18 protein-coding genes and 2 tRNA genes are annotated in these 20421 nt (G+C 70.6%); 6 read left to right on the top strand and 14 right to left on the bottom strand.

What is annotated here, in order from left to right; translation table 11 throughout:
* Positions 1-9 precede the first annotated feature (9 nt).
* The 6 genes from ABZ642_RS32790 to ehuB form a co-directional block, all read right to left on the bottom strand.
* Positions 10-83: transfer RNA gene (locus tag ABZ642_RS32790), tRNA-Lys, on the bottom strand.
* Between the two features lie 107 nt (positions 84-190).
* The gene (locus ABZ642_RS32795; RefSeq protein WP_360490478.1) at positions 191-949 is read right to left on the bottom strand and encodes an IclR family transcriptional regulator C-terminal domain-containing protein; all 759 of its coding nucleotides are present in this window, start codon (positions 947-949) and stop codon (positions 191-193) included.
* A gap of 269 nt (positions 950-1218) precedes the next feature.
* The gene (gene ehuA, locus ABZ642_RS32800) at positions 1219-2001 is read right to left on the bottom strand and encodes an ectoine/hydroxyectoine ABC transporter ATP-binding protein EhuA (protein ID WP_360490481.1); all 783 of its coding nucleotides are present in this window, start codon (positions 1999-2001) and stop codon (positions 1219-1221) included.
* Positions 1991-2641, bottom strand: coding sequence for an ectoine/hydroxyectoine ABC transporter permease subunit EhuD (gene ehuD / locus ABZ642_RS32805; protein WP_360490484.1), 651 nt, complete (start codon positions 2639-2641; stop codon positions 1991-1993). Before ehuD ends, ehuA begins: the two co-directional genes overlap by 11 nt.
* Entirely contained in the window at positions 2638-3354 is a 717-nt protein-coding gene (ehuC, locus tag ABZ642_RS32810) for an ectoine/hydroxyectoine ABC transporter permease subunit EhuC (RefSeq protein WP_360490487.1), read from the bottom strand. The genes ehuD and ehuC overlap by 4 nt, the downstream gene beginning before the upstream one ends.
* Positions 3351-4280 (bottom strand): ectoine/hydroxyectoine ABC transporter substrate-binding protein EhuB, encoded by a 930-nt coding sequence (ehuB, locus tag ABZ642_RS32815; protein ID WP_360490490.1) that lies wholly within the window; start codon positions 4278-4280, stop codon positions 3351-3353. Before ehuB ends, ehuC begins: the two co-directional genes overlap by 4 nt.
* Before the next feature lie 47 nt (positions 4281-4327).
* On the opposite strand from ehuB, the gene ABZ642_RS32820 reads away from it, so the two are divergent.
* Positions 4328-4822 (top strand): DUF3830 family protein, encoded by a 495-nt coding sequence (locus ABZ642_RS32820; protein WP_360490493.1) that lies wholly within the window; start codon positions 4328-4330, stop codon positions 4820-4822.
* Positions 4823-4848: 26 nt separating this feature from the next.
* Here ABZ642_RS32820 and ABZ642_RS32825 read toward each other — a convergent pair whose 3' ends face one another.
* Together ABZ642_RS32825 and ABZ642_RS32830 are read right to left on the bottom strand one after the other, a co-directional pair.
* Positions 4849-6702: a glycosyl hydrolase family 28-related protein gene (locus ABZ642_RS32825; protein WP_360490496.1), complete on the bottom strand. Its 1854-nt coding sequence runs from the start codon at positions 6700-6702 to the stop codon at positions 4849-4851.
* Positions 6703-6818: 116 nt separating this feature from the next.
* Positions 6819-7829, bottom strand: coding sequence for a LacI family DNA-binding transcriptional regulator (locus tag ABZ642_RS32830; RefSeq protein ID WP_360490499.1), 1011 nt, complete (start codon positions 7827-7829; stop codon positions 6819-6821).
* Between the two features lie 199 nt (positions 7830-8028).
* Here ABZ642_RS32830 and ABZ642_RS32835 point away from each other — a divergent pair, with 199 nt between their 5' ends.
* The gene (locus ABZ642_RS32835) at positions 8029-9987 is read left to right on the top strand and encodes a hypothetical protein (RefSeq protein WP_360490502.1); all 1959 of its coding nucleotides are present in this window, start codon (positions 8029-8031) and stop codon (positions 9985-9987) included.
* A 28-nt stretch (positions 9988-10015) separates the two neighbouring features.
* On the opposite strand, the gene ABZ642_RS32840 is transcribed toward ABZ642_RS32835, so the two are convergent.
* A complete protein-coding gene (locus tag ABZ642_RS32840) occupies positions 10016-11431 on the bottom strand; it encodes an amidase (protein WP_360490505.1) in 1416 nt (471 codons plus the stop codon).
* Between the two features lie 20 nt (positions 11432-11451).
* On the bottom strand, positions 11452-12405 hold the full coding sequence (locus ABZ642_RS32845; protein ID WP_360490508.1) for a D-2-hydroxyacid dehydrogenase: 954 nt from the start codon (positions 12403-12405) through the stop codon (positions 11452-11454).
* 135 nt (positions 12406-12540) lie between these two features.
* Here ABZ642_RS32845 and ABZ642_RS32850 point away from each other — a divergent pair, with 135 nt between their 5' ends.
* From ABZ642_RS32850 to ABZ642_RS32860, 3 genes are all read left to right on the top strand, one after another.
* On the top strand, positions 12541-13338 hold the full coding sequence (locus tag ABZ642_RS32850) for an aspartate/glutamate racemase family protein (protein WP_360490511.1): 798 nt from the start codon (positions 12541-12543) through the stop codon (positions 13336-13338).
* Positions 13335-14066 carry an aspartate/glutamate racemase family protein gene (locus ABZ642_RS32855; protein WP_360490514.1) on the top strand — a complete coding sequence of 244 codons (732 nt, stop codon included), beginning with the start codon at positions 13335-13337 and terminating at the stop codon, positions 14064-14066. Before ABZ642_RS32850 ends, ABZ642_RS32855 begins: the two co-directional genes overlap by 4 nt.
* A 397-nt stretch (positions 14067-14463) precedes the next feature.
* On the top strand, positions 14464-15561 hold the full coding sequence (locus ABZ642_RS32860) for an LLM class flavin-dependent oxidoreductase (RefSeq protein ID WP_360490517.1): 1098 nt from the start codon (positions 14464-14466) through the stop codon (positions 15559-15561).
* Here the strand turns inward: ABZ642_RS32860 and ABZ642_RS32865 are convergent.
* On the bottom strand, positions 15531-17474 hold the full coding sequence (locus ABZ642_RS32865; protein ID WP_360490520.1) for an EAL domain-containing protein: 1944 nt from the start codon (positions 17472-17474) through the stop codon (positions 15531-15533). The two genes, ABZ642_RS32860 and ABZ642_RS32865, sit on opposite strands and share 31 nt — an antisense overlap.
* Positions 17475-17824: 350 nt before the next feature.
* On the opposite strand from ABZ642_RS32865, the gene ABZ642_RS32870 reads away from it, so the two are divergent.
* Positions 17825-19039 carry a M6 family metalloprotease domain-containing protein gene (locus ABZ642_RS32870; protein WP_360490839.1) on the top strand — a complete coding sequence of 405 codons (1215 nt, stop codon included), beginning with the start codon at positions 17825-17827 and terminating at the stop codon, positions 19037-19039.
* 87 nt (positions 19040-19126) lie between these two features.
* Here the strand turns inward: ABZ642_RS32870 and ABZ642_RS32875 are convergent.
* The 3 genes from ABZ642_RS32875 to ABZ642_RS32885 all read right to left on the bottom strand — a co-directional run bounded on the left by ABZ642_RS32875 (position 19127) and on the right by ABZ642_RS32885 (position 20304).
* Positions 19127-19200: transfer RNA gene (locus ABZ642_RS32875), tRNA-Lys, on the bottom strand.
* Positions 19191-19799, bottom strand: a complete 609-nt coding sequence (locus ABZ642_RS32880) for a bifunctional DNA primase/polymerase (protein ID WP_360490523.1) — start codon at positions 19797-19799, stop codon at positions 19191-19193. Before ABZ642_RS32880 ends, ABZ642_RS32875 begins: the two co-directional genes overlap by 10 nt.
* Positions 19800-19938: 139 nt before the next feature.
* A complete protein-coding gene (locus tag ABZ642_RS32885; RefSeq protein ID WP_360490526.1) occupies positions 19939-20304 on the bottom strand; it encodes a hypothetical protein in 366 nt (121 codons plus the stop codon).
* Positions 20305-20421 lie beyond the last annotated feature (117 nt).

A 20421-nucleotide genomic window follows, 5' to 3' on the forward strand; every position in this document is an offset into this window, starting at 1 on the left:
TCTTCGTTGTGCGCCGCCAGGGACTCGAACCCCGGACCCGCTGATTAAGAGTCAGCTGCTCTAACCAACTGAGCTAGCGGCGCATGACTCTCGCCGAACCGTCCGATCTGTGTCTCGCGGCTGGCGACGAAGAAAATACTACCTGGTCCGCGGGGGTGCTTCCGACCAGCCTCGGAGGGAAGCCGCCGGCTCAGATGGCGAGGGAGAGCAGCACCGGGGCCGCGCTGCGGTTCAGGGCGTCGGCGGCCTGCCGGAGCCGGTGGGCGTGCTCGACCGGCAGGGACAGGGCCAGGCAGCCCACCGACGAGCCGGCGGTGATCGGCACCGCCGCGCACACCGTGCCGATCGCGTACTCCTGGAGATCCAGGACCGGCACGGTCGGCGGCTGTGCCGCCAGCCGGGAGAGCAGCAGCTTGTCGCTGGTGATGGTGCGCGAGGTGAGGCGCGCCATCTTGTGCCGGGAGAGATGGTCGCGGCGGCCGTTGTGGTCGAGCTGGGTGAGCAGGCTCTTGCCGATCGCGGTGGCGTGCGCGGAGGAGCGGAAGTCCACCCACTCGTTGACCGCGGGGGTGCCGGGGCCGGCCGCGTACGGGCCGATCCGCACCTCGCCGTCGACGTACCGGCTGAGGTAGACCGCCGCGCCGACCGAGTCGCGCAGCCGGTCGAGGGTCCGCTGGAGCTGCTCGTCGAGGGCGCGCTCCCGGTCGTGCGCGGAGCCGAGGCGGCGCAGGGTCTCACCGGTGACATAGGCACCGTCGGCGATCTGCTCCACATAGCCCTCGCGGCGCAGCATGCGCAGCAGCGCGGTCAGCCGCTCGGACTCGAGGCCGGTCCGGCGGGCCAGCTCGGTGTCGGTGACGCCGTCGGCTTGCTCCGCCACCGTCTCCAGGACGCGCAGCGCGTCCTGGGCGGAGTGGTACGGGGCGGTCGGCTCGTGCTTCAGCGCCACGGTGAATCCCCCTGCGCTCGCTCGGCGATGCTGCTTCGACAGCACTGCTTGGGCCGTGATCCGGACAGCGGATCCTCTCCACGATAACGGGCGGCAGGTCGAAACGGAGGGGGTGTCGGCGAGATTCCGGCCCTCCCAGCTGCGGCGGAGACCCGATGGCATATGTCAGCGGAATGAGCTGACCGCCGGACCTCGGGTGATCGAGCGTTCACTTCCTGTAATCATGGTGCCGCGCCGGGAATCTTTTACGACGGTTTGCGCGGAGACGCTTACAGCACCGCGCTGAGGAATTCCCGGGTCCGCTCGTGCTCGGGTTCGCTGAAGATCCGCTCCGGCGGGCCCGCCTCGATGATCCGGCCCGCGTCGAACATCAGGACCTGGTCGGAGATGTCCCGGGCGAAGTTCATCTCGTGGGTCACGCAGAGCATGGTGATGTCGGTGGTGCGGGCGATGTCTCTGAGCAGGTCGAGGGCGCCCGCGACCAGCTCGGGGTCGAGCGCCGAGGTCACCTCGTCCAGGAGCAGCACCTTCGGCCGCATGGCCAGCGCCCGCGCGATCGCCACCCGCTGCTGCTGGCCGCCGGAGAGCTGGGTCGGCCGGGCGTCGCACTTGTCGGCGAGGCCCACCAGGTCGAGCAGCTCCCGGGCGCGTGCCTCCGCCTCGTCCTTCGACAGGCCGAGCACGGTCACCGGGGCCTCGGTGAGGTTGCGCAGCACGGTCATGTTCGGGAACAGGTTGAACTGCTGGAACACCATCCCGATCTGCTTGCGGACCTCCCGCAGCTCCTTCTCCGACGCCGGGAAGAGCCGCTGCCCGCCGACGGTGATGGTGCCCGCGTCCGGCTTGGTCAGGGTCATCAGCAGCCGCAGGATCGTGGTCTTGCCGGAGCCGGAGGGCCCGATCAGGGTGACGTGCCGGCCGGCCTGCACGCTGAGGTCAAGGCCGTCGAGGACGGTGTTGTCCCCGAACCGCTTGGTCACCCCCTCGATGCGGATCAGCTCGGTGGACGTCGTATCGGCGGTACTCGGCTGCTTGCTGGTCTCAACGGACAAGGCGACGCTCCAGGGTGCGCAGAAGAAGGGAGGCGAGGTAGGAGATGACGATGAAGGCGACGCCGATCACCGTCACCGGCTCGGTGAACTGGAAGTGCTGCTGGGAGAAGAGCCGCGCCTGCCCGAGCATCTCCAGCACGGTGATCGACATCAGGATCGGCGTGTCCTTGAGCATCGAGATCACGTAGTTGCCGAGCGGCGGCACGACCCGGCGCAGCGCCTGCGGCAGGATCACCACCGTCCAGGTCCGCCGCGCCGGCAGGTTCAGGGCCGTCGCCGCTTCCCACTGGCCGACCGGCACGGCTTCGATACCGGCCCGGTAGACCTGCATGGTGTACGTCGAGTAGTGCAGGCCGATCGCGAAGACACCGGTGGTCAGCGCGGAGGACGTCAGGCCCCACTCGGGCAGCACGTAGAACAGGAAGAACAGCTGCACCAGCAGCGGGGTGTTGCGGACGAACTCGGTCACCACGCCCACCGGCCAGCGCACCCACCTGGTCGGGGTCCGCATCAGCAGCGTCCACACCAGCCCCAGCGAGAACGAGATCAGCGAGCCGAGGACCAGCGCCTCCAGGGTGACCCGCAGGCCGTCCCAGAAGTGCGGCATGAACTCGCTGACGGCACTCCAGTCCCACTTCACGCGACACCACCGACCCCGGTCGTCTGCGCACGCTTGGCCTCACGTGCCGTCTGTTCGTTGCCCGGGTCCTTGCCGATCCCGGCCTTCAGCCGCTTCTCCAGGCCGCGCATCAGCCGGGTGATGACGAACGCGATCACGAAGTAGATCAGCAGCAGGTACGTGTAGATGTGCGCGCTCTCCTGCAGCGCCAGTCGCACCAGGTTCCCGCTGAACGCCAGGTCGCCCATGCCGGTGATCGACACCAGCGCGGTGCCCTTGAGCAGTTCGACCAGCAGGTTGCAGAAGGAGGGGATCATCTCCGGCACCGCCTGCGGCAGCAGGATCAGCCGCAGCCGCTGCCAGGGCGTGAAGCTGAGCGCGATCCCGCCCTCCTTCTGCGCCGGGTCGACCGCGTTCAGCGCCCCGCGCACGATCTCCGAGCCGTACGCGCCGTAGGTCAGGCCGAGCGCGAGGGTGCCCGCCCACAGCGGCACCAGCTGCCAGCCGAAGGCGACCGGCAGCACGAAGAACACCCAGAAGATCATCACCAGCGCCGAGGTGCCACGGAACACCTCGGTGTAGAAGCCGGCGAGGAACCGCACGAACCAGTGCCGGCTCGTCCGCGCCACGCCCACCACGAAGGCCACCGCGGTCATCAGCAACCCGCTCAGCACGAGCAGCTGGACGGTGGTCCAGACGCCCTTCAGTACGAGGTCCCACAGTCCCGAGGTCATCCGCTCTTGCCTCCCCCGCACAGCTCCTTGGCCGTCAGGTCGGTCATCTCGGCCGCGGTGAAGCCGAACGGCCGCAGGATCCGGGACAGTTCGCCGCTCTTCCTGAGCTTGTGCAGCTCCACGTTGAAGGCGTCCCGCAGCTTCGTCTCGGCCGACCGGAACGCGAAGGCGCCCCCGTCCACGTGCGGCTTGCCGCCGACCAGCGGCGCGAAGGGCTTGGTGGCCTCGGTCTTGGCGGACTTCTTGACCACCTCGCGGACGGTGACCGCGGTCCCGGCGAAGACGTCCACGCGCCCGGCCTCCACGGCGTTCAGCCCGGCGACCTGGTCCGGCACGATCAGGATGTCGCTCTCCTTGTACCCCGCCTCGACCGCGTACTGGATCTCCGCGTACCCGGTCCCGGTGGCGAACTTCGCCTTCTTGGCGACGATGTCCTTGTAGTCGTGCAGCCCCTTGGGGTTCCCCTTGCGCACGACGAACGAGTCGAGCATCTGGTAGTCGGGATCGGCGAAGATCACCTGCTCGCAGCGCTCGGGGTTGACGTACATCCCGGCGGCCACGACGTCGAACTGCTGCGAGTTCAGCCCCGGGATCAGCGAACCGAACTCGGTCGGCACCGGCTGCACCTTGTCGACCCCGAGCCGCTTGAAGATCGCCTTCGCCAGCTCCGGTGCCTCACCGGTGAGATGGCCGTCCTTGTCGATGTATCCGAAGGGGATCTCACCGGCTATTCCGAGCCGTACGACACCCTGGGCGCGCAGCCGTTGCAGCAGGTCACCGCCGTCGGTGCCGGCCGCGGTGGCCACGCGGGTGCAGCCGGCGGCGGCGAGTGCGCCGATGGCGGCGGCACCCGCGAGCACCGCACGCCGAGTTTGTCTGGATTCGTACCCAGATGTGTCTGTCTCGTTCCCAAGTGGTGGAGCCATGGCGGCGCGGCTACCCGAGGCCAATCGACTTATGCATCATGGAAGGCATGGCCGATCGATTCATCGAAGTCTCGCTGGTCACCCGCGGGGTCCGGGCCACGGCCCGGCTGCTGGACGACCGGGCCCCGGTGACCTGTGCCGGCGTGTGGGACGCCTTGCCACTCGCCGGCGACGTCTACCACGCCAAGTACGCCCGCAACGAGATCTACGCTCTTTTCCCGCCATTCGCGGCGACCGAACCGCCCCTGGAAAACCCGACCGTCACCCCCATCCCCGGCGACCTCTGCTACTTCTCCTTCGCCGGCGCGGAGTTGGGCACGAAGGCCTACGGCTACGACCGCGAGGTACGCCCCGGCACCACGGTCGTCGACCTGGCCCTCTTCTACGAACGCAACAACCTGCTGCTCAACGGCGATGTGGGCTGGGTGCCGGGGATCGTGTGGGGCGAGGTGGTGGCGGGCCTGCCGGACCTGGCCGAGGCCTGCAACGACCTGTGGCGGACGGGAGCGGCGGGGGAGACCCTGGCCTTCCGCAGGGCCTAGCCGCCGCCCCTCCCGGCCGCCGTGCTTCAGTCGGCGACCACGGACGTGTTGAGGCCCTCGGCGTAGTGGTTGTGCGCGATCCGGATGCCCGAACTGCCGTGGAAGACGAACAGCGGTGAGGTGTACGGCGGCTGGTCCGCCTTGTCCAGCCGCCGGACCGTGTTGCCGGTGAAGGCGAACCCGCCGACGCTCTTGGCGTTGACCACCGTCACGTCACCGATGTCGAACGAGTTGTGCTCGACCGAGATGTTGTGATGCACCGGATTCGCCGGGTCGACGACCTGGTTGGTCGGCTCCACGAAGATGACCGGGCCAGTGGGCCGCGTGAACGAGTTGTCGCGGATCGTCAGGTCGGAGACCGGCCCGGACTCGTACCACTGGTAGGCGTCGGCGGAGACGTAGATGCTGGCCATCGACATCGCGTCGAAGCGGTTGCCGGTGATCAGGACGGGCTTGCGGGTGGTGACCAGCACCCCGCGGGTCGGCACGTTGCGGAAGACGTTGCCGGAGATGAGGACCGACGGGGTGGCCGTGATGTTCTCGACCACCGTGCCGCCGATCTCGACCCCGGCGGGGACCGGCCGGTCGAAGGTGACGGTCATCGTGGTCAGCGACTTGGTGTGGTCCGTCCCGCTGGGCCCGTCGACCGCGGTGACCTTCGCGTGCGCCGGTGAAAGCTGGGTCATCGTCCGCTTGGTGGTGAACTCGACCTCGTCACCCGGGGCGAACTGCGGGAACCCGGCGGTCTGCGGGTGCTCGTAGGCGAGGGTGAGGGTGTTCGGCCCGGGTTGCCCGACGACTTCGAGATAGGTGCCGTGGATGTTGATCGGGTCGTCGTGCGGGCCGTCGAAGACACTCCGGGTGATCGAGACCTTGCCCTTGACGCCCGACATCTGCACGAAGTCCGCGAACGAGGCCGTCGAGCGGCCGGACTTCGGGTCGGGGGCGAAGTTCACCCTGTCGATCGAGATGTTCTCGCTGAACTGCCCCACCACACCGAAGGACTGCAGGTAGTAGGCGTTCATCGAGCGCATCGTGACGTTCTTCGACTCCCAGATGAAGGCGCCCGGCTCGGTCCGCTCGATGAGGCGCATCTGGTAGACGAGCCCGGCATCCGTCGGCTGTGACGAGCTGTTGTAGTCGATCCGGATCCGGCGACCGCCCAGGTCGGTGACGGCGGCCACATCGTTGAACAACGGGTTGTCCGCGCGCCAGGTCTTCTGCGCCTCGGGGTCGTGGATCTGGGTGTACTGGAGTCCGTCGACCCCCGACCAGTACGGCTGCCCGGTGGCCGGGCTCTTCTCGCCGAGCCAGGTGATGTGCGTGCCGTTCACCTCGTACGGGCTGCCGGCCGGGATCTTCAGGACGCGGTAGGCGTGCCCGTCGGTGACACCGGTGGTGGCGACGGTCGCGTCGATGACCTCGGGGGCCGCGTAGTCGAACGAGAAGTTCTGGAACGTCACATCGGTCGAGCGGATCGACGCGAACGCCGTCTGGAGGCCGTGGTATTCGAGCTTGGCCCCGCCGCCGTCGACGGTGACGTCGTGCATGTCCTCGATCAGCAGCCCGATCTTCTTGTCCCGGTAACGCTGGTCGGCGCCCACGGTGTTGGACACGTACAGCTCACGTGTCTCGGCCCGCTCGGGATAGAGCTGGTAGGTGCCCTTCGAGAAGACGATCCTGACCGGCCGGTCGAGGCTCCTGGCGTGCCGCAGCGCCGCGGTGACCGCGGGCGCCGAGTCCGTCCGGCCGGTGGGGTCGGCGCCGTAGTCGTCCACGTCGACCACCACCGGTGCCGCCTTCGGCGCCGCGGCGACAGGACCGGCCGCCCCGCCGCCGAGCAGCGCGAGCGCCACCCCGAGAAACGCGAACCGAGACATGGGCATAGTCCCTCCGGAGCATGCATGAGCGATGAAATACCCGATGAATAGCGGGAGTTACCGCCGATGATCCGGCCGGATCTCCGTGCAGAGTCTGCATAGATCCGATGTCTAGGTCAATGGTCCCGACGAACAGCTGCCACCGCCGCCGTGCTCGCACGGATCACCAGCTCGGGGTCGAAGAGGAGCTCGCCGACGGGGACCTCGCGGTTGCCCACCAGGGCGAGGACGCTGCGGGCCACCTCCGCGGCCAGGCGGTCGGCCGGCTGGCGGACCGTGGTGAGCGGAGGGTCGACGAAGTCCATGATCATGGCGCCGTCGTAGCCGACGACCGACACGTCGCCCGGGACGTCGTACCCCTGGCGCCGCGCGCCGCGGATCGCGCCCAGGGCCATGTAGTCGCTGGCGGCGACGATGGCCGTGGCGCCCCGGCCGAGCAGCGAGATCGCGGCGGACTGGCCGCCCTCGACGGTGTAGGACTGCCGGACCACCCACTGCTCCGGATCCTCGACCCCGCGCTTGACGAGCGAGGAGACGAAGCCGCTGACCCGGCGGTCCGCCGGGCGGTTGCCGACCGGGCCCGACGCCATGCCGATCCGGCGGTGACCGAGGCGGTGCAGATGGTCCACGGCGAGTTCGGCGGCCAGCAGGTCGTCGGTGGAGAAGACCGGCACGTCGCCCACGCCCTCGAACTCGCCGTTGACCCCGACGAACGGGATCATGCGGGAGCGCAGCAGTTCGTACGCGGCCGGGTCCGCGCCCTCGATCGTGTTGCTGGCCGACAGGAAGACCACCGCGGCGACACCCCGGTCGGCGAGGGAGGTCACGAAGTCCAGCTCCTGCACCCCGCCGGGGAAGCACGGGCACAGGACGGTCTTCAGGCCGTGCGGGGCGAGCGTGGACTCGATCCGTTCGCAGACGTCGGCGAAGAACGGGTTGGAGACGAACTCGGTGACGACCGCGATCAGCTGGCCCCGGGTCTGCCGCTCGTACCCGAGGTCGGCCATCGCCCGCTCGACCGCCTCGCGGGTCTTGCGCGCCACGCCCTGACGCCGGTTGATGACCCGGCTGACGGTGGCCTCGCTCACCTGCGCCCGCTCCGCGACCTCGGTGATGCCCACCTTCATAACGGTCCCGCCCTACCTCGCTTGCACGAATGAGATGAAAACTTTCAGCGCATCATGCCATGGGAAACAGCAGGAAGTCTGCGGGTCTTGCAGGTTTCTTCCGCATGACCATTGAAGCGCTTCTCCGGGCCCTGTTAGCTTGCGGCCACCGCTCGGCCGCCCCACCCGCCCGACCGCAGTGATCGAGACCGGAGACCCGATGAAGCCCTCAAGGCTCATGCTGCTCACCGCCGTTGCCCTGCTCGCACCGATGGCCCCCGCCGTGTCGGCCGAGGCGGCACCGGGCCCCCGCCCCCAACTCGCCATCCCCGACCCTGGCTTCGAGAACGGCGGCACGGGCTGGACCTTCGGACCGGGCACGGGGGTCGGCACCGGCAACCGGCACGGCGGCACCCACTTCCTCTACCTCGACGCCGGTGCCGGCAAGAGCGCCCGACTCACCCTCGTGGCACCCAGGAACGGCAGCTACGACTTCTCCGCCTGGGTCGGCAGCGCCGGCACCGGCGGCACGTACACGGTCCGGCGCAACGGCGAGACCGTCGGCACGGTCGACCTGCCGCAGCACGCCGGCTACGCCCGCTACACCATCAGCCGCGTCGACCTGAGGACCGGCGACCGGCTGGAGATCGCCTTCGGCTCCGGCAGCTCCTGGGTCAACGCGGACGACCTGATGATCTCTCCCGCCGCACCGGCCGACCCGAAGGTCACCTCGTCCGACCCCGAGGTCGCCGAGATGTTCGCCTGGGCCCAGAAGAAGGCCAACAGCTGGGTTCAACTGCCTGGCACGACAGGCCCGGTCAACGTCGACGAGAACCAGACCGGCGGCACCGGCACCGCGTCGTACGAGCCCACCTACTGGGCCGGATACGCCAACCGCAGCGCCTACTACTCCCGCGACATGACCCACCAGCTCGCCGGCGCCCACCTCATCGGCCTCGACGCCGAGAACGAGACGATGCTCCGCTCCTACGCGGCGTCGGCCACCGCCGAGCACAAGTACTTCCCGGTGTGGTCCCTCAACTTCGACGCCAAGACCTACCTGAGCATCGACTACAAGAGCCCGGACAACTTCGTGCGCGAGGTGCCGGCCACCTTCGAACTCGTCGAGAAGGCGGCCCAGGCCTACCTCTGGACCGGCGACCGCAGATACGTCGACGACCCGGTGCTGTGGGACTTCTACCGGCACGCCACCGAGCAGTTCATCGACCTGCACAACTCCGCCAAGGACAACGGCAAGGTGAAGGTCGCCGAGGGCACGGGCCAGGGCATCTTCCAGGGCGCTGCCAGCTACAACGAGCAGGACGGCGACGGCCTCGCCGAGGCCGGGGACGGCATCGCCTCCGAGTACCAGGCGTATCTGGCGATGGCGGTCCTCGCCCGCGGCAAGGGCGACACCGCGCTGGCCAGGACCTACGACAAGCGTGCCGCCGACCTGAAGACGTACTTCAACGACGACTGGAGCGGTACCGGCAGCGGCGCCGACATGGTCCGCGCCTACACCCTGTCCGGCACCCCGGTCACCGGCTGGGGCAAGGAGAACAGCGTCTTCATGCCGATGAAGCAGATCATCGACCCCGGCCCGCGCAACGACGCCTACCTCGACTACATCGAGCAGCAGGAGCTGGGGCCGGAGGGGTCGCCCAACATCGAGTCGACGACCTACCTGCCCGACATGTTCTTCAAGAACAACCGCAACGACACCGCCTGGCAGTGGATGCGGAAGATCTACGGCGAGCGGGAGACCCAGCACGTCAACTCCAGCCAGGGCCCTGACGGTGACTACCCCGAGGTGTCGTTCACCCTGGTCAGCCAGACCGTTCAGGGCCTGATGGGCATCACCCCGGACGCCCCGGACCACAAGGTGACCACGCAGTCGCGGCTGCCGTCCGGCATGAAGTGGCTCCAGGCGGCGGACGTACCCATCGGCACGGGCACCGTCACCGTGCGGCACGACGGCGCGACGAAGACCACGCTCACGAACAACGCGCGCACCGGCGCCTACCAGTGGGAGGCCCGCTTCCCCGGCGTGCACACGAAGATCGAGGTCGACGGCGTCCCCCAGCGGGTCCGCACCAAGAAGGTCGACGGCGTGACGTACACGTACGCGACACCGACGGTACGGGCCGGACGGACCGCGGTGGTGCAGGTGACCGGCTGAGGCGCGGGCCGCTCCCTGGCGCGCTCCGTCAGACCACGACGGCGCCGCCCGGCGGCACCGCGGCCGCGCCCGCCTCGTACAGCGCGTGGGCCGCCCGCAGCACCAGATCGTCCCGATGGCGGGCGGCCACGAACTGCAGCCCCACCGGCAGCCCGTCCCCGTCCACCCCCACGGGTACGGTCGCGGCCGGCTGCTGGGTCAGGTTGAAGGGGTACGTGAACGGCGTCCACCCCGTCCAGCGCCGGAACCCGGAGTTCTCCGGCACCTCCGCCCCCGCCTCGAACGCGGTGATCGGCAGGGTCGGTGTGACCAGGAGGTCGTACCGCTCGTGGAAGAGGCCCATCCGGCGGCCCAGGTCCATCCGGACGTCCACCGCCGCCAGATACTCCAGGGCGCTCAGCCGGGCCCCCTGCCCGCAGATCTCCCGCAGCCCCGGGTCCAGCAGCTCCCGCTGCCCGGGGGCGAGACGCTGGGTCACCCGGGCCGCCCCCGCGAACCACAGGGCGTGGAACGCCTCCACCGGGTCGCTGAAGTCCGGGTCGGTCTCCTCGACGTACGCGCCCAGTTCGGCCAGCCGCGCCACCGCCCGCCGTACCGCCGCCGCGACCCCGGGACCGACCGCCACCTGTCCGCCCAGCGTCGGTGAGAACGCCACCCGCAGTCCGCGCACGCCTTTGAAGAGGCCCGCCGTGAAGGAACCCGGGGCGGGACCCAGCGCCGACCAGTCCCGGGCGTCCGGTGCGCCGATCACGTCCAGCAGCAGGGCCGCGTCGGCCGCGTCCCGGGTCATCGGGCCCACGTGCGACAGCGTGCCGAAGGCGCTCGCCGGGTAGAGCGGGACGCGGCCGTACGTCGGCTTCAGGGCGAAGACTCCGCAGAAGGCCGCCGGGATGCGCACGCTGCCGCCGCCGTCCGTGCCCAGCGACAGGGGCCCGGCGCCCAGGGCGACGGCCGCCGCGCTGCCCCCGCTCGAACCGCCGGCGGTGCGGGAGGGGTCGTACGGGTTGCGGGTGATGCCGGAGAGCGGGGAGTCGGTCACGCCCTTCCAGCCGTACTCGGGGGTGGTGGTCTTGCCGATGAACACCGCGCCGTGTTCGCGGAGCCGGGCGACCGAGGGCGCGTCCTCGTCCCAACTCCCGTTCGTCGCGATCGTCCTGGAGCCGCGCAGGGTCGGATGGCCGCGCATCAGCAAGATGTCCTTGACCGTCACCGGGACGCCGTCGACCAGTCCCCTCGGTTCGCCCCGCCGCCACCGCTCCGCCGACTCGGCCGCCTGCGCCAGGGCGTCCTCCTCGGTGAGGCGGACGAAGGCGTTGACCTCCGGCTGGATCCGGGCCGCCCGTTCCAGGGCCGCCCGGGTGGCCTCCACCGGGCCGAACTCCCCCGAGCGGTAGCCGTCGAGGAGTTGCCGGGCGGTGAGGTCGGTGAGGTCGGTGAGCTGCATGAGGGGCACCCTCCCGGGAGTCAGTGACCGGGCACGTAACCGCGTTTCTTGTCGACCACGTTCAGCAGGGACCTGCCCGCCGCCCACCGCTCGTACAACTCCACGAACTGACTGCCCAGTTCGTCCCGCCAGCCGACCGTGTCCCCGCTCATGTGCGGCGAGACGATGAGACCCGGCACGTCCCACAGCGGGCTGTCGGCGGGCAGCGGCTCGGTGGTGAGGACGTCCAGGGCCGCGGCCGCGATCCAGCGCCGGGTCAACGCCCGCACCAGCGCGTCCTCGTCGACCAGTTGGCCGCGGCCGACGTTGATGAAGCAGGCCGAGGGCTGCATCACGCCGAAGCGGTGCGCGTCGAACATGCCGTACGTCTGCTCGGTCAGCGGCGCGGCCGCGATCACCCAGTCCGCGCGGGACATCAGCCGGTCCAGGTCGCCGGGGCCGTGGATGCCGGTACGCGGGACACGGCCGACCAGCGCGGTGGTGATGTCGAGCGCCTTGAGGGTGCGGACGATCGCCCGGCCGATCGGGCCGGAGCCCACCACGCACGCGCGGGTGCCGCCGACCCGGCGCGCCTCGCGGTGCCGCCAGGTCCGCTCCCGCTGGAGGCCGAGGGTCTGGGGGAGGTCCTTGGCGATCGCGAGGACCAACGCGGCCACGTACTCGGCGATGGGCCGGTCGAAGACCCCGCGCGCGTTGGTGACGACCGTGTCGGACGCGGCCAGTTCGGGGCACATCAGATGGTCGACGCCCGCGCTGGCGGTGTGCACCCACCGAGGCCGCGGCCCCGTGCCCGGCCAGGCCTCGCGGACGGCGTGCGAGGCGAAGTCCCAGACGAGCAGGACGTCCGCCTCGGGCAGCCGGGCCGCCAGGCCCGCCGCGTCCGTGTGCACGATCCGTGCGTGGCCGGTGAGCCGGCCGAGCCGCGGGGGCGGGTCGGCGTCCAGGATCAGCACGGTGGGCGGGGCCTGCGTCATCGCGGGGACGGCTCCCTACGTCTGGCATGCGCGGATTGACCACGCTCGCACCCGAACCTACCTTCGTCAACACGGACGTACCCGCCGACCGTTGCCCCTCCTCTGCTGATTCTGACCTGAGGCCGGTGACTTCCCATGGACGTCTCCTTTCTGGGCGGACCTCGCCCCCAGCGCGGTGTCGGCGTCGTGGCGCCCTTCGACTTCGCACTCGATCGTGAACTGTGGCGCTGGGTGCCCGACGACGTGTCCCTGCACCTGACCAGGACCCCGTTCGTGCCCGTCGAGGTCAGCCTCGACCTCGCCCGGCTGGTCAGCGAGCACGAGACGCTCGGCGACGCGGTGCGCGCGCTGACCGCCGTCGCACCCGAGGTGATCGCCTACGCCTGCACCTCCGGCAGCTTCGTCGGCGGTATCGCCGGGGAGCGCGCGATGTGCGAGGCGATGACCCGGTCCGGTGCGGTGCCCGCGCTCACCACCTCCGGTGCGCTGCTCGACGCGCTGACCGAGCTGGGCGTACGGCGGCTCGCGCTGGTCACGCCCTACACGGTCTCGGTGACGCGGGTGCTCGAGGAGTACGTGGCGGAGGCGGGCGTCCAGGTCGCCGGCTGTGCCTTCATGGGGCTGACCCGGCACATCTGGCAGGTGCCCTACCGGGACGTGGTCGCCATGGCCCGCCAGGCGGTACGGCCCGGGGCCGCCGACGCCCTGTTCATCTCCTGCACCAACCTGCCCACCTACGACGTCATCCCCCAGCTGGAGGCCGAGCTGCGCGTGCCCGTCCTGTCGGCCAACCAGGTCACGATGTGGGCGGCGCTGCGCAGGCTGGGTACCCGAGCCGTTGGGCCCTATCAGACGCTGATCGGTCATCCGGACGGATCGGCGCCACGGGAGTGGCCCGTACTGCCGGAAGAACAGCAGGAAGGGTGGACATGACAGCGCTCGGAATCCTCTATCCGGGGCACTCCGCGGAGGACGACTACCCGCGCGTCGAGCAGCTCCTCGGCAGCGACATCCGGGTGGACGTCGTCCACACCGACATCGGCGAGGACGCGCACCGGGTGGACGCGTTGCGGGAGATGGGATCCGCGCGGCGGCTGGCCGCCGGGGTGGACGAACTGCGGCTCGCGGGCGCGGACGCGGTGGTGTGGGCGTGCACCAGCGGAAGCTTCGTGTACGGCTGGGAGGGCGCCCACCAGCAGATCCGCGACCTCGCCCAGGCGGCCGGGCTGCCGGCGTCGTCCACGTCCTTCGCGTTCGTGCACGCGGCGCGGGAGCTCGGGGTACGACGGGTGGCGGTCGGGGCGACCTATCCGGACGACGTGGCCCAGCTCTTCGCGGACTTCCTGCGGGCCGGGGGCCTGGAGGTCACCGGGGTCCGCTCGTCGGGGATCGTCACGGCGGCGGAGGTGGGGACGTGGGGGGAGGAGGAGGTGCTCACGCTGGCGCGGACCGCGGACGCCTCCGGCGCGGAGGCGGTACTCCTTCCGGACACGGCGCTCCATACGGTGGCCCATCTTCCGCTTCTGGAGAAGGCGCTGTCCAAGCCGGTGCTCACGGCGAACCAGGTGACCGTGTGGGAGGGCCTGCGGCTGGCCGACCGCCGGGTGAACGAGCCGGCGCTGGGCACCCTGTTCACCCGCCAACCGATCGTGCAGGCCTGACGGGCCCCCGTACCAGGGGGCTCCGCCCCCTGGACCCCCGAAACCCACCGCCCACCCACCACCCGACTCGGTCGCTACAGAGGGAGCCGTCCGGGGTGGAGGTGGGGGCGGTGGGTTCGGTCGGTGTGAGGGGGCCGTCCGGGGGGTGGGGGGCGGTTCGGTCGGTGTGAGGGGGCCGTCCCGGGGTGAGGGTGTCGGTTCGGGCGGTGTGAGGGGGCCGTCCCGGGGTGAGGGTGTCGGTTCGGTCGGTGTGAGGGGGCCGTCGCGGGGTGAGGGTGTCGGTTCGGGCGGTATGTCGGGGGCGGGGAGCGTGTCGTCGGTGTGGGGAATAACCGGAGCCATCCTCCTGTTATCGCCGTTCAGTACAGCTCACGGTCGTATACAGGAGGCTCTCACCGTGTCGGCAGACGAGATCCGGGGCATCACGCACGGGACGGCCCCCGTCCCCCTCTCCGTACTTGACCTGGTGACCGTCGGCACCGGCAGTACCGCCACCGACGCCCTGCGCACCAGCGTGCAGCTCGCGCGGCTCACCGAGGCCCGCGGCTTCCAGCGGTTCTGGGTCGCCGAGCACCACTCCATGCCGGGTGTGGCCTCCTCCTCGCCCGCCGTGATCCTCGCCCACCTCGCCGCCCACACGGAGCGCATCCGGCTGGGTTCGGGCGGTGTCATGCTGCCCAACCACGCGCCGCTCGTCATCGCGGAGCAGTTCGGCACGCTGGAGGCGATGGCCCCGGGGCGGGTCGACCTGGGTCTCGGCCGGGCGCCGGGCACGGACGGGGCCACCGCGGCCGCCCTCCGCCGCACCCAGACCCTCAACGAGGGCGCCGACGACTTCCCCCAGCAGCTCGCCGAGCTCACCCGGTTCCTGGACGACGACTTCCCGGACGGGCACCCGTACCGCCGGATCCACGCCATCCCGGGCCCCGTCCAGAGCACCAGCCCCGGCGGTGTGCAGTCCCCGCACCGGCCGGTGGTCTGGCTGCTCGGCTCCTCCGGCTTCAGCGCCCGGCTCGCCGGCATGCTCGGGCTGCCGTTCGCCTTCGCGCACCACTTCTCCGCGCAGAACACCATCCCGGCCCTGGACCTCTACCGCGAGTCCTTCACCCCGTCCGCCGTCCTCGACGAGCCGTACGCCCTCATCGGCGTCTCCGCGCTCGCCGTGGACGAGGAGCGCGAGGCCCGGCGCCAGGTGCGGGCCGGCGCGGTGAACATGCTGCGGCTGCGCACCGGACGGCCCGGTCTCTTCCCCGACCCGGACGACGTCGAGAAGCACGAGTTCTCCCCGATGGAGGAGGAGTTCGTGCACTCCTGGACCGCCAACATCGTGCACGGCACCGCCGACGAGGTGCGCGCCGGTCTCGACGACCTGCAGAAGCGCACCGGCGCCGACGAGCTGATGCTCACCACGCACGCCCACCGCGGCGAGCTGCGCCTGCGCTCCTACGAACTGATCGCCGACGCCTACGGTTTGCCGACCGGGGTGTCCGCGTAGGTCCGGGTGCCCAGCAGCTCGGAGATACGATCCGGCGTCACCGGCCGGGAGTACAGCCACCCCTGGCCGGTGTCGCAGCCGATGTGCCGCAGCCGGGACGCCTGCGCCGAGGTCTCGACGCATTCGGCGGTGACGGTGAGGCCGAGCCGGTGGGCCAGCTGGATCATCGCCTCCACCACGACCTCGTCGGCGGGGTTCGGACGGTCGCCCGGGTCGTCGTACTGGAAGCCCCGGACGAAGGAACCGTCCAGCTTGAGCACCGACACCGGGAGCCGGCTGAGGTAGGCGAGGTTGGAGTAGCCGGTGCCGAAGTCGTCGATGGCGATACGGACGCCCATGTCGCTGAGGGCCTGAAGGGCCTGCAGCGGGCGGCCGGCCGAGCCCATCACCGCCGACTCCGTCAGCTCCAGCTGGAGCAGATGCGGCGCCAGGCCGGTCTCGGCGAGGGTCTCCGCCACGTCCGCCACCAGGTCGGAGTCCCAGACCTGACGCACGGCCACGTTCACGCTCACGAAGATCGGCGGCTCGCCGGGGTGGTCCAGCTGCCACCGGCGGGCCTGTCGGCAGGCGGTGGTCAGGGCCCAGCGGCCGAGCGGGACGATCGAGCCGTCCTCCTCCGCCAATCCGATGAACCGATTCGGCGTTAGTGTGCCGAACTGCGGGTGGTTCCAGCGGACCAGGGCTTCGACCCCGCTCAGCCGTCCGTCCTCCATGCCCACCAGCGGCTGGTACTCGAGCACGAACTCGCCGCGCTCGATGGCCGGGCGGAGGGTGGAGGAGAGCGCCTGACGGGTGACCAGGTGGGCGTTGCGCTCCGGGTCGAAGAGCGTCCAGCGGGACTTGCCGTCGGCCTTCGCCCAGTAGAGGGTCGTGTCGGCGGCCTGCATCAGGCCGGTGGCCGTCGTGCCCGCCGCATGGCGCTCCACCACCCCGATCGAGGCCGACAGCGAGAGCCGCTGGCCGGCCAGGTCGAACGGCGCCTGAAGGGCTGCCAGCGCCGACTCGGCCAGATCGGCCAGCTGCTCGGTGCCCGTCGAGTCCTCGACCAGCAGGGCGAACTCGTCACCGCCGAGCCGGGCCACCAGCGGCACCCCGGCCCGGGCGAAGCCGGCGTCGTCGGCGATCCGGGTCAGCCGTTCGGCGACGGCGGCCAGCAGCCGGTCGCCCACCCGGTGGCCGAGGGTGTCGTTGACCGCCTTGAAACCGTCAAGGTCCAGGTAGCACAGGCCGATTCGGCCGGTACCGCTCTGCTCGTACGACTCCGCCTCCAGCGCGGCCGAGAGCCGCTCGAAGAACAACGTTCGGTTGGGCAGCCGGGTCACCGGGTCGTGCATCTGCAAGTGCCGCAGCCGGGCCTGGAGTTCGCGGCGGGCACTGATGTCGGAGACCGACATCAGCACGCCCGGGGTGTCCTTCGCCAGCGGGGAGACGGTGACCTGGACCCAGAGCGAGTGCCCGTCGGGGTGCTTGAGCCGACGGGTGCAGCGCAGCTTGGCCTGCCGGCCGCGCAGTACCTCGCGATAGGCGTGCCAGGTGCGGGCGTCGGAGGCCAGGTCCACCAGATCCGCGGCGATCCGCCCGGTCAGGCCGGCCGGGTCGGCGCCGATCAGGGTGCCGAACGCCGCGTTGGCGGTGCTGACCAGGCCTTCGCGGTCGACGACGGCCATGGGCAGCGCGGCGGCCGTGAAGGCGTGCTCGTATGTCGTCGGATCCGGCGTCGCGCCTGTCGGCCGTGTCGGCCCTGACAGCCGTGTCGGCCCTGACGTCTTTGTCGTCTCTGTCGCCTGTGGTGTCTCGCCTGTCTTCGGGTCGGTCGTCTCGTTGTACGACTTCCGACAGATGTTGTCACTCTCTGTGACGGCGGACCGGTCGAGGTCTGCCGCGGGCGTCGGCCCTTCGGACGTTCCGCTCACCGCTCGCTCCCGCAGTGCACTCGATCTCTGTCCGTGCAGGAAAGTGTGCCGATCATAGAGGCTGGCCCGAGGGCCTTCCAGCCACTGTCCAGTGTCCACGATGAAGCACCGGTTCTGACAGATCGTTTCTGCCCGCACCTGGACGGGTTCTTGAGTCGTCTGGCCACTTGTGACGTTCCGTGAGTTTCCCGGGGTGTCGGCCGTTCGGGTTCCTCACCCTTCTGGTGCAGATAAACGGGTCATAAGACGACAAACTCGCACAGGCTGGGTGACGGTGTCCCGCGAACCGTCCCGGAGGTCCTTCCGTGCCGCGTCTCCTGCTGCGCAGCACCGCCGCCGTGTTCACCACGATGTCGGCGCTCGTCGCAACGACGATCCTGACCGGACCGTCGGCCGCCGAGCCGTTCTCCACGGCCCCCTGTGCCCTGCACCGCACCGACGCGCACCACTCCGAGGGCGTCGACACCTGGAACGCCGACTACAGCCGCCCCACCCAACCGCTCTCGGCCGTGATGGTCTTCCTCTCCTTCCCGGACGCGCCCCCGCGCACCACCCCCGCGGAGCTGGTCGCCGACCACTTCCCGGCCACCAGCCGCTACTACGAGCAGGCCTCCTACGGGAAGTTCACCATCCGGCCACACCCGCTGACGCACTGGCTGCGGATGCCCAGGCCCTCGGTCGCCTACGGCATGAAGCGCGACTGGAGCCTGGTGCTGCGGGCCGCCTACCTGCGGGACGCGTTCGCGGCGGCCGATCCCGAGGTCGACTTCTCGCGCTACGACGTCGTGTACTTCGTGGCCGACCCGGACGCGCCCGGCGTCGACTCCGACGCCACGAAGGTGGTCAACCTGGACGTCCCGGTGCACGTCGACGGCACGGACGTCCGCCGGGTCGTCACCGTCTTCGAGAAGCATCCGCCGGACCGGCTGGTTCTCGCCCATGAGACCGGGCATGTCTTCGACCTCCCCGACCTCTACCACCGCCCGGTGGACGGCAAGGGCGACTGGGACACCTATGTCGGCGACTGGGATCTGATGGGCAGCCAGTTCGGGCTGGCCCCGGACCTCTTCGCCTGGCACAAGTGGAAACTCGGATGGCTGGATCCGCGCCAGGTGGTGTGCGTACGGGGGGCCACGCCGACCCGGCTGACCCTGGAGCCGCTGTCCGCCGGACCCGGGGTGCCGGCGCAGGGCGCCGCGGGCGCGCCGGCCTTCGGGCTCGGCGACGGCACCAAACTGGCGGTGGTGCGCACCGGGCCCGACACCGTGCTGGCCTTCGAGGCGCGAGGGGCGTCCGGCAACGACAGCGCGGCCTGCCGGGAGGGCATCCTCGTCTACCGGGTCCGCGACGAGACGGCCTCCGGCGGCGGCCCGATCGAGGTGATCGACGCCCATCCGCGCACGGAGGCCTGCTGGGAGAACTCCGTCTACCCGCCGCTGGCCGACGCCCCGGTCGCCCTCGGCGAGAGCTTCACCGTCCCGAGGGACGGCGTGCGGGTCGAGGTGGAGGGGCGGACGGCGTCCGGCGCGTGGAATGTGAAGATCACGCCGAAGGAGCTGGACTGACACACGGGCGACGGGGCCGGAAGGGTGACAGGTTCGAAAACACGAAAGGCCAAGCTCACAGGAGCTTGGCCTTTCGCCTACTTCGCGTGCGCCGCCAGGGACTCGAACCCCGGACCCGCTGATTAAGAGTCAGCTGCTCTAACCAACTGAGCTAGCGGCGCCTGCTGACGTCGTAGACCTTAGCATCCTGATCGGCGGGAGGAAAAATCGATATCCGCACGGCCGAGCGGGCGGCCCGTACCGCGGCCCAGAGCAGGATTTCCGGTCCGGGGAGCCAGGGGTGCCGGGTGTCCGGGGCGACCAGCCAGCGTGTGCCGGCCGGGGCGGCGGACCGGTCGCCGTGCAGCGCCGGGACGGTCACCGCGTCGCCGGTGCCGTGGCACAGCAGCGGCGGTACGGCCTGGCCGCGGCCGCCCCACTCCTCCCAGCCCAGCAGCGACGGCAGCCGGGCGGCGGTGCCGGGGGCGGCGAACAGGAGCATCCGGCCCCGGAACATCGCGACCGGCCCGGAGCCCGGCCCCTCGTCCCACAGCCGGTCCAGCATGCGGCGGCCGAACACCGCCGGGGTGTTCACCACGTCGAACACCGAGCCGCAGGGCAGTACGACCGGGGCGTCCGGCCGCTCCTCCCAGAAGGCGAGCGTGCTCCGCGGATACGTTCCTGCGGAGGCGAGCCAGGCGGCTCCGTCGGGGGTGACCCCGGCGGCGTCGGAGCGGTCGCCGGGGCCGTGGAGGGGCGTCTCGTACGGTGTGCTGCTCATAGGGAATTGATACCCATCGTGAGACTGTGCTCGCCGTGAGTTGCGGAAAACCGGGACGGGGCGGACCGGAGGGGGTATCTTGCCCGCCTGGCACCCGCCTGGCATATGCCGCGTGCGGTGCCTCGCTCCGCGTGGACCGCTAGAGGGGCTCTGCCGGCTCCGCGTCCTCGCTGCCCTTCAGCAGGTCCCGGCCGAACTCGACCATCTTCTTCGCGTAGTCCTCGGTCCACTCGGCCCGCGCGGCGATGTCGGCCGGGGTCAGACGGTCGAAGCGGCGCGGGTCGGCGAGCTGGGCGGCGGCCATGGCCTGGAACTCCACCGCCCGGTCGGTGGCCACGCGGAACGCCTGGGTCAGCTCGGTCGCGCGCGCCAGCAGCGCTCCGGGGTCGTCCATCGACTCCAGGCCGAAGAAGTGCTCCGGGTCGGCGACCGCTGCGACCGGCTCGAAGAGCAGGTGCGCGGGGCGTAGCCGCGGTTCGTTCCGACGCGGCGTGGGCTCCGCCATGTCTGGTCCTCCTCGTACGGTTCGGTGCCTACGGCTCGATGGCCACCGTCCATTCTCTCGCGCCCGCGCAAGCCCACCCCAAGGCCGCCGGCTGACTCTCCGCTCAGCCGGGTGGGC

Origin of the sequence: Streptomyces sp. NPDC007157, from assembly GCF_040634235.1 — a bacterium.
In the GTDB taxonomy this organism is placed as follows: Bacteria; Actinomycetota; Actinomycetes; order Streptomycetales; family Streptomycetaceae; genus Streptomyces.

Coding starts and splice junctions, on each gene's coding strand:
- ehuC (WP_360490487.1), bottom strand. CDS start 3,354: ATGACCTCGGGACTGTGGGACCTCGTACTGAAGGGCGTCTGGACCACC.
- ehuB (WP_360490490.1), bottom strand. CDS start 4,280: ATGGCTCCACCACTTGGGAACGAGACAGACACATCTGGGTACGAATCC.
- ABZ642_RS32820 (WP_360490493.1), top strand. CDS start 4,328: ATGGCCGATCGATTCATCGAAGTCTCGCTGGTCACCCGCGGGGTCCGG.
- ABZ642_RS32825 (WP_360490496.1), bottom strand. CDS start 6,702: ATGTCTCGGTTCGCGTTTCTCGGGGTGGCGCTCGCGCTGCTCGGCGGC.
- ABZ642_RS32830 (WP_360490499.1), bottom strand. CDS start 7,829: ATGAAGGTGGGCATCACCGAGGTCGCGGAGCGGGCGCAGGTGAGCGAG.
- ABZ642_RS32835 (WP_360490502.1), top strand. CDS start 8,029: ATGAAGCCCTCAAGGCTCATGCTGCTCACCGCCGTTGCCCTGCTCGCA.
- ABZ642_RS32840 (WP_360490505.1), bottom strand. CDS start 11,431: ATGCAGCTCACCGACCTCACCGACCTCACCGCCCGGCAACTCCTCGAC.
- ABZ642_RS32845 (WP_360490508.1), bottom strand. CDS start 12,405: ATGACGCAGGCCCCGCCCACCGTGCTGATCCTGGACGCCGACCCGCCC.
- ABZ642_RS32850 (WP_360490511.1), top strand. CDS start 12,541: ATGGACGTCTCCTTTCTGGGCGGACCTCGCCCCCAGCGCGGTGTCGGC.
- ABZ642_RS32855 (WP_360490514.1), top strand. CDS start 13,335: ATGACAGCGCTCGGAATCCTCTATCCGGGGCACTCCGCGGAGGACGAC.
- ABZ642_RS32870 (WP_360490839.1), top strand. CDS start 17,825: ATGTCGGCGCTCGTCGCAACGACGATCCTGACCGGACCGTCGGCCGCC.
- ABZ642_RS32880 (WP_360490523.1), bottom strand. CDS start 19,799: ATGAGCAGCACACCGTACGAGACGCCCCTCCACGGCCCCGGCGACCGC.
- ABZ642_RS32885 (WP_360490526.1), bottom strand. CDS start 20,304: ATGGCGGAGCCCACGCCGCGTCGGAACGAACCGCGGCTACGCCCCGCG.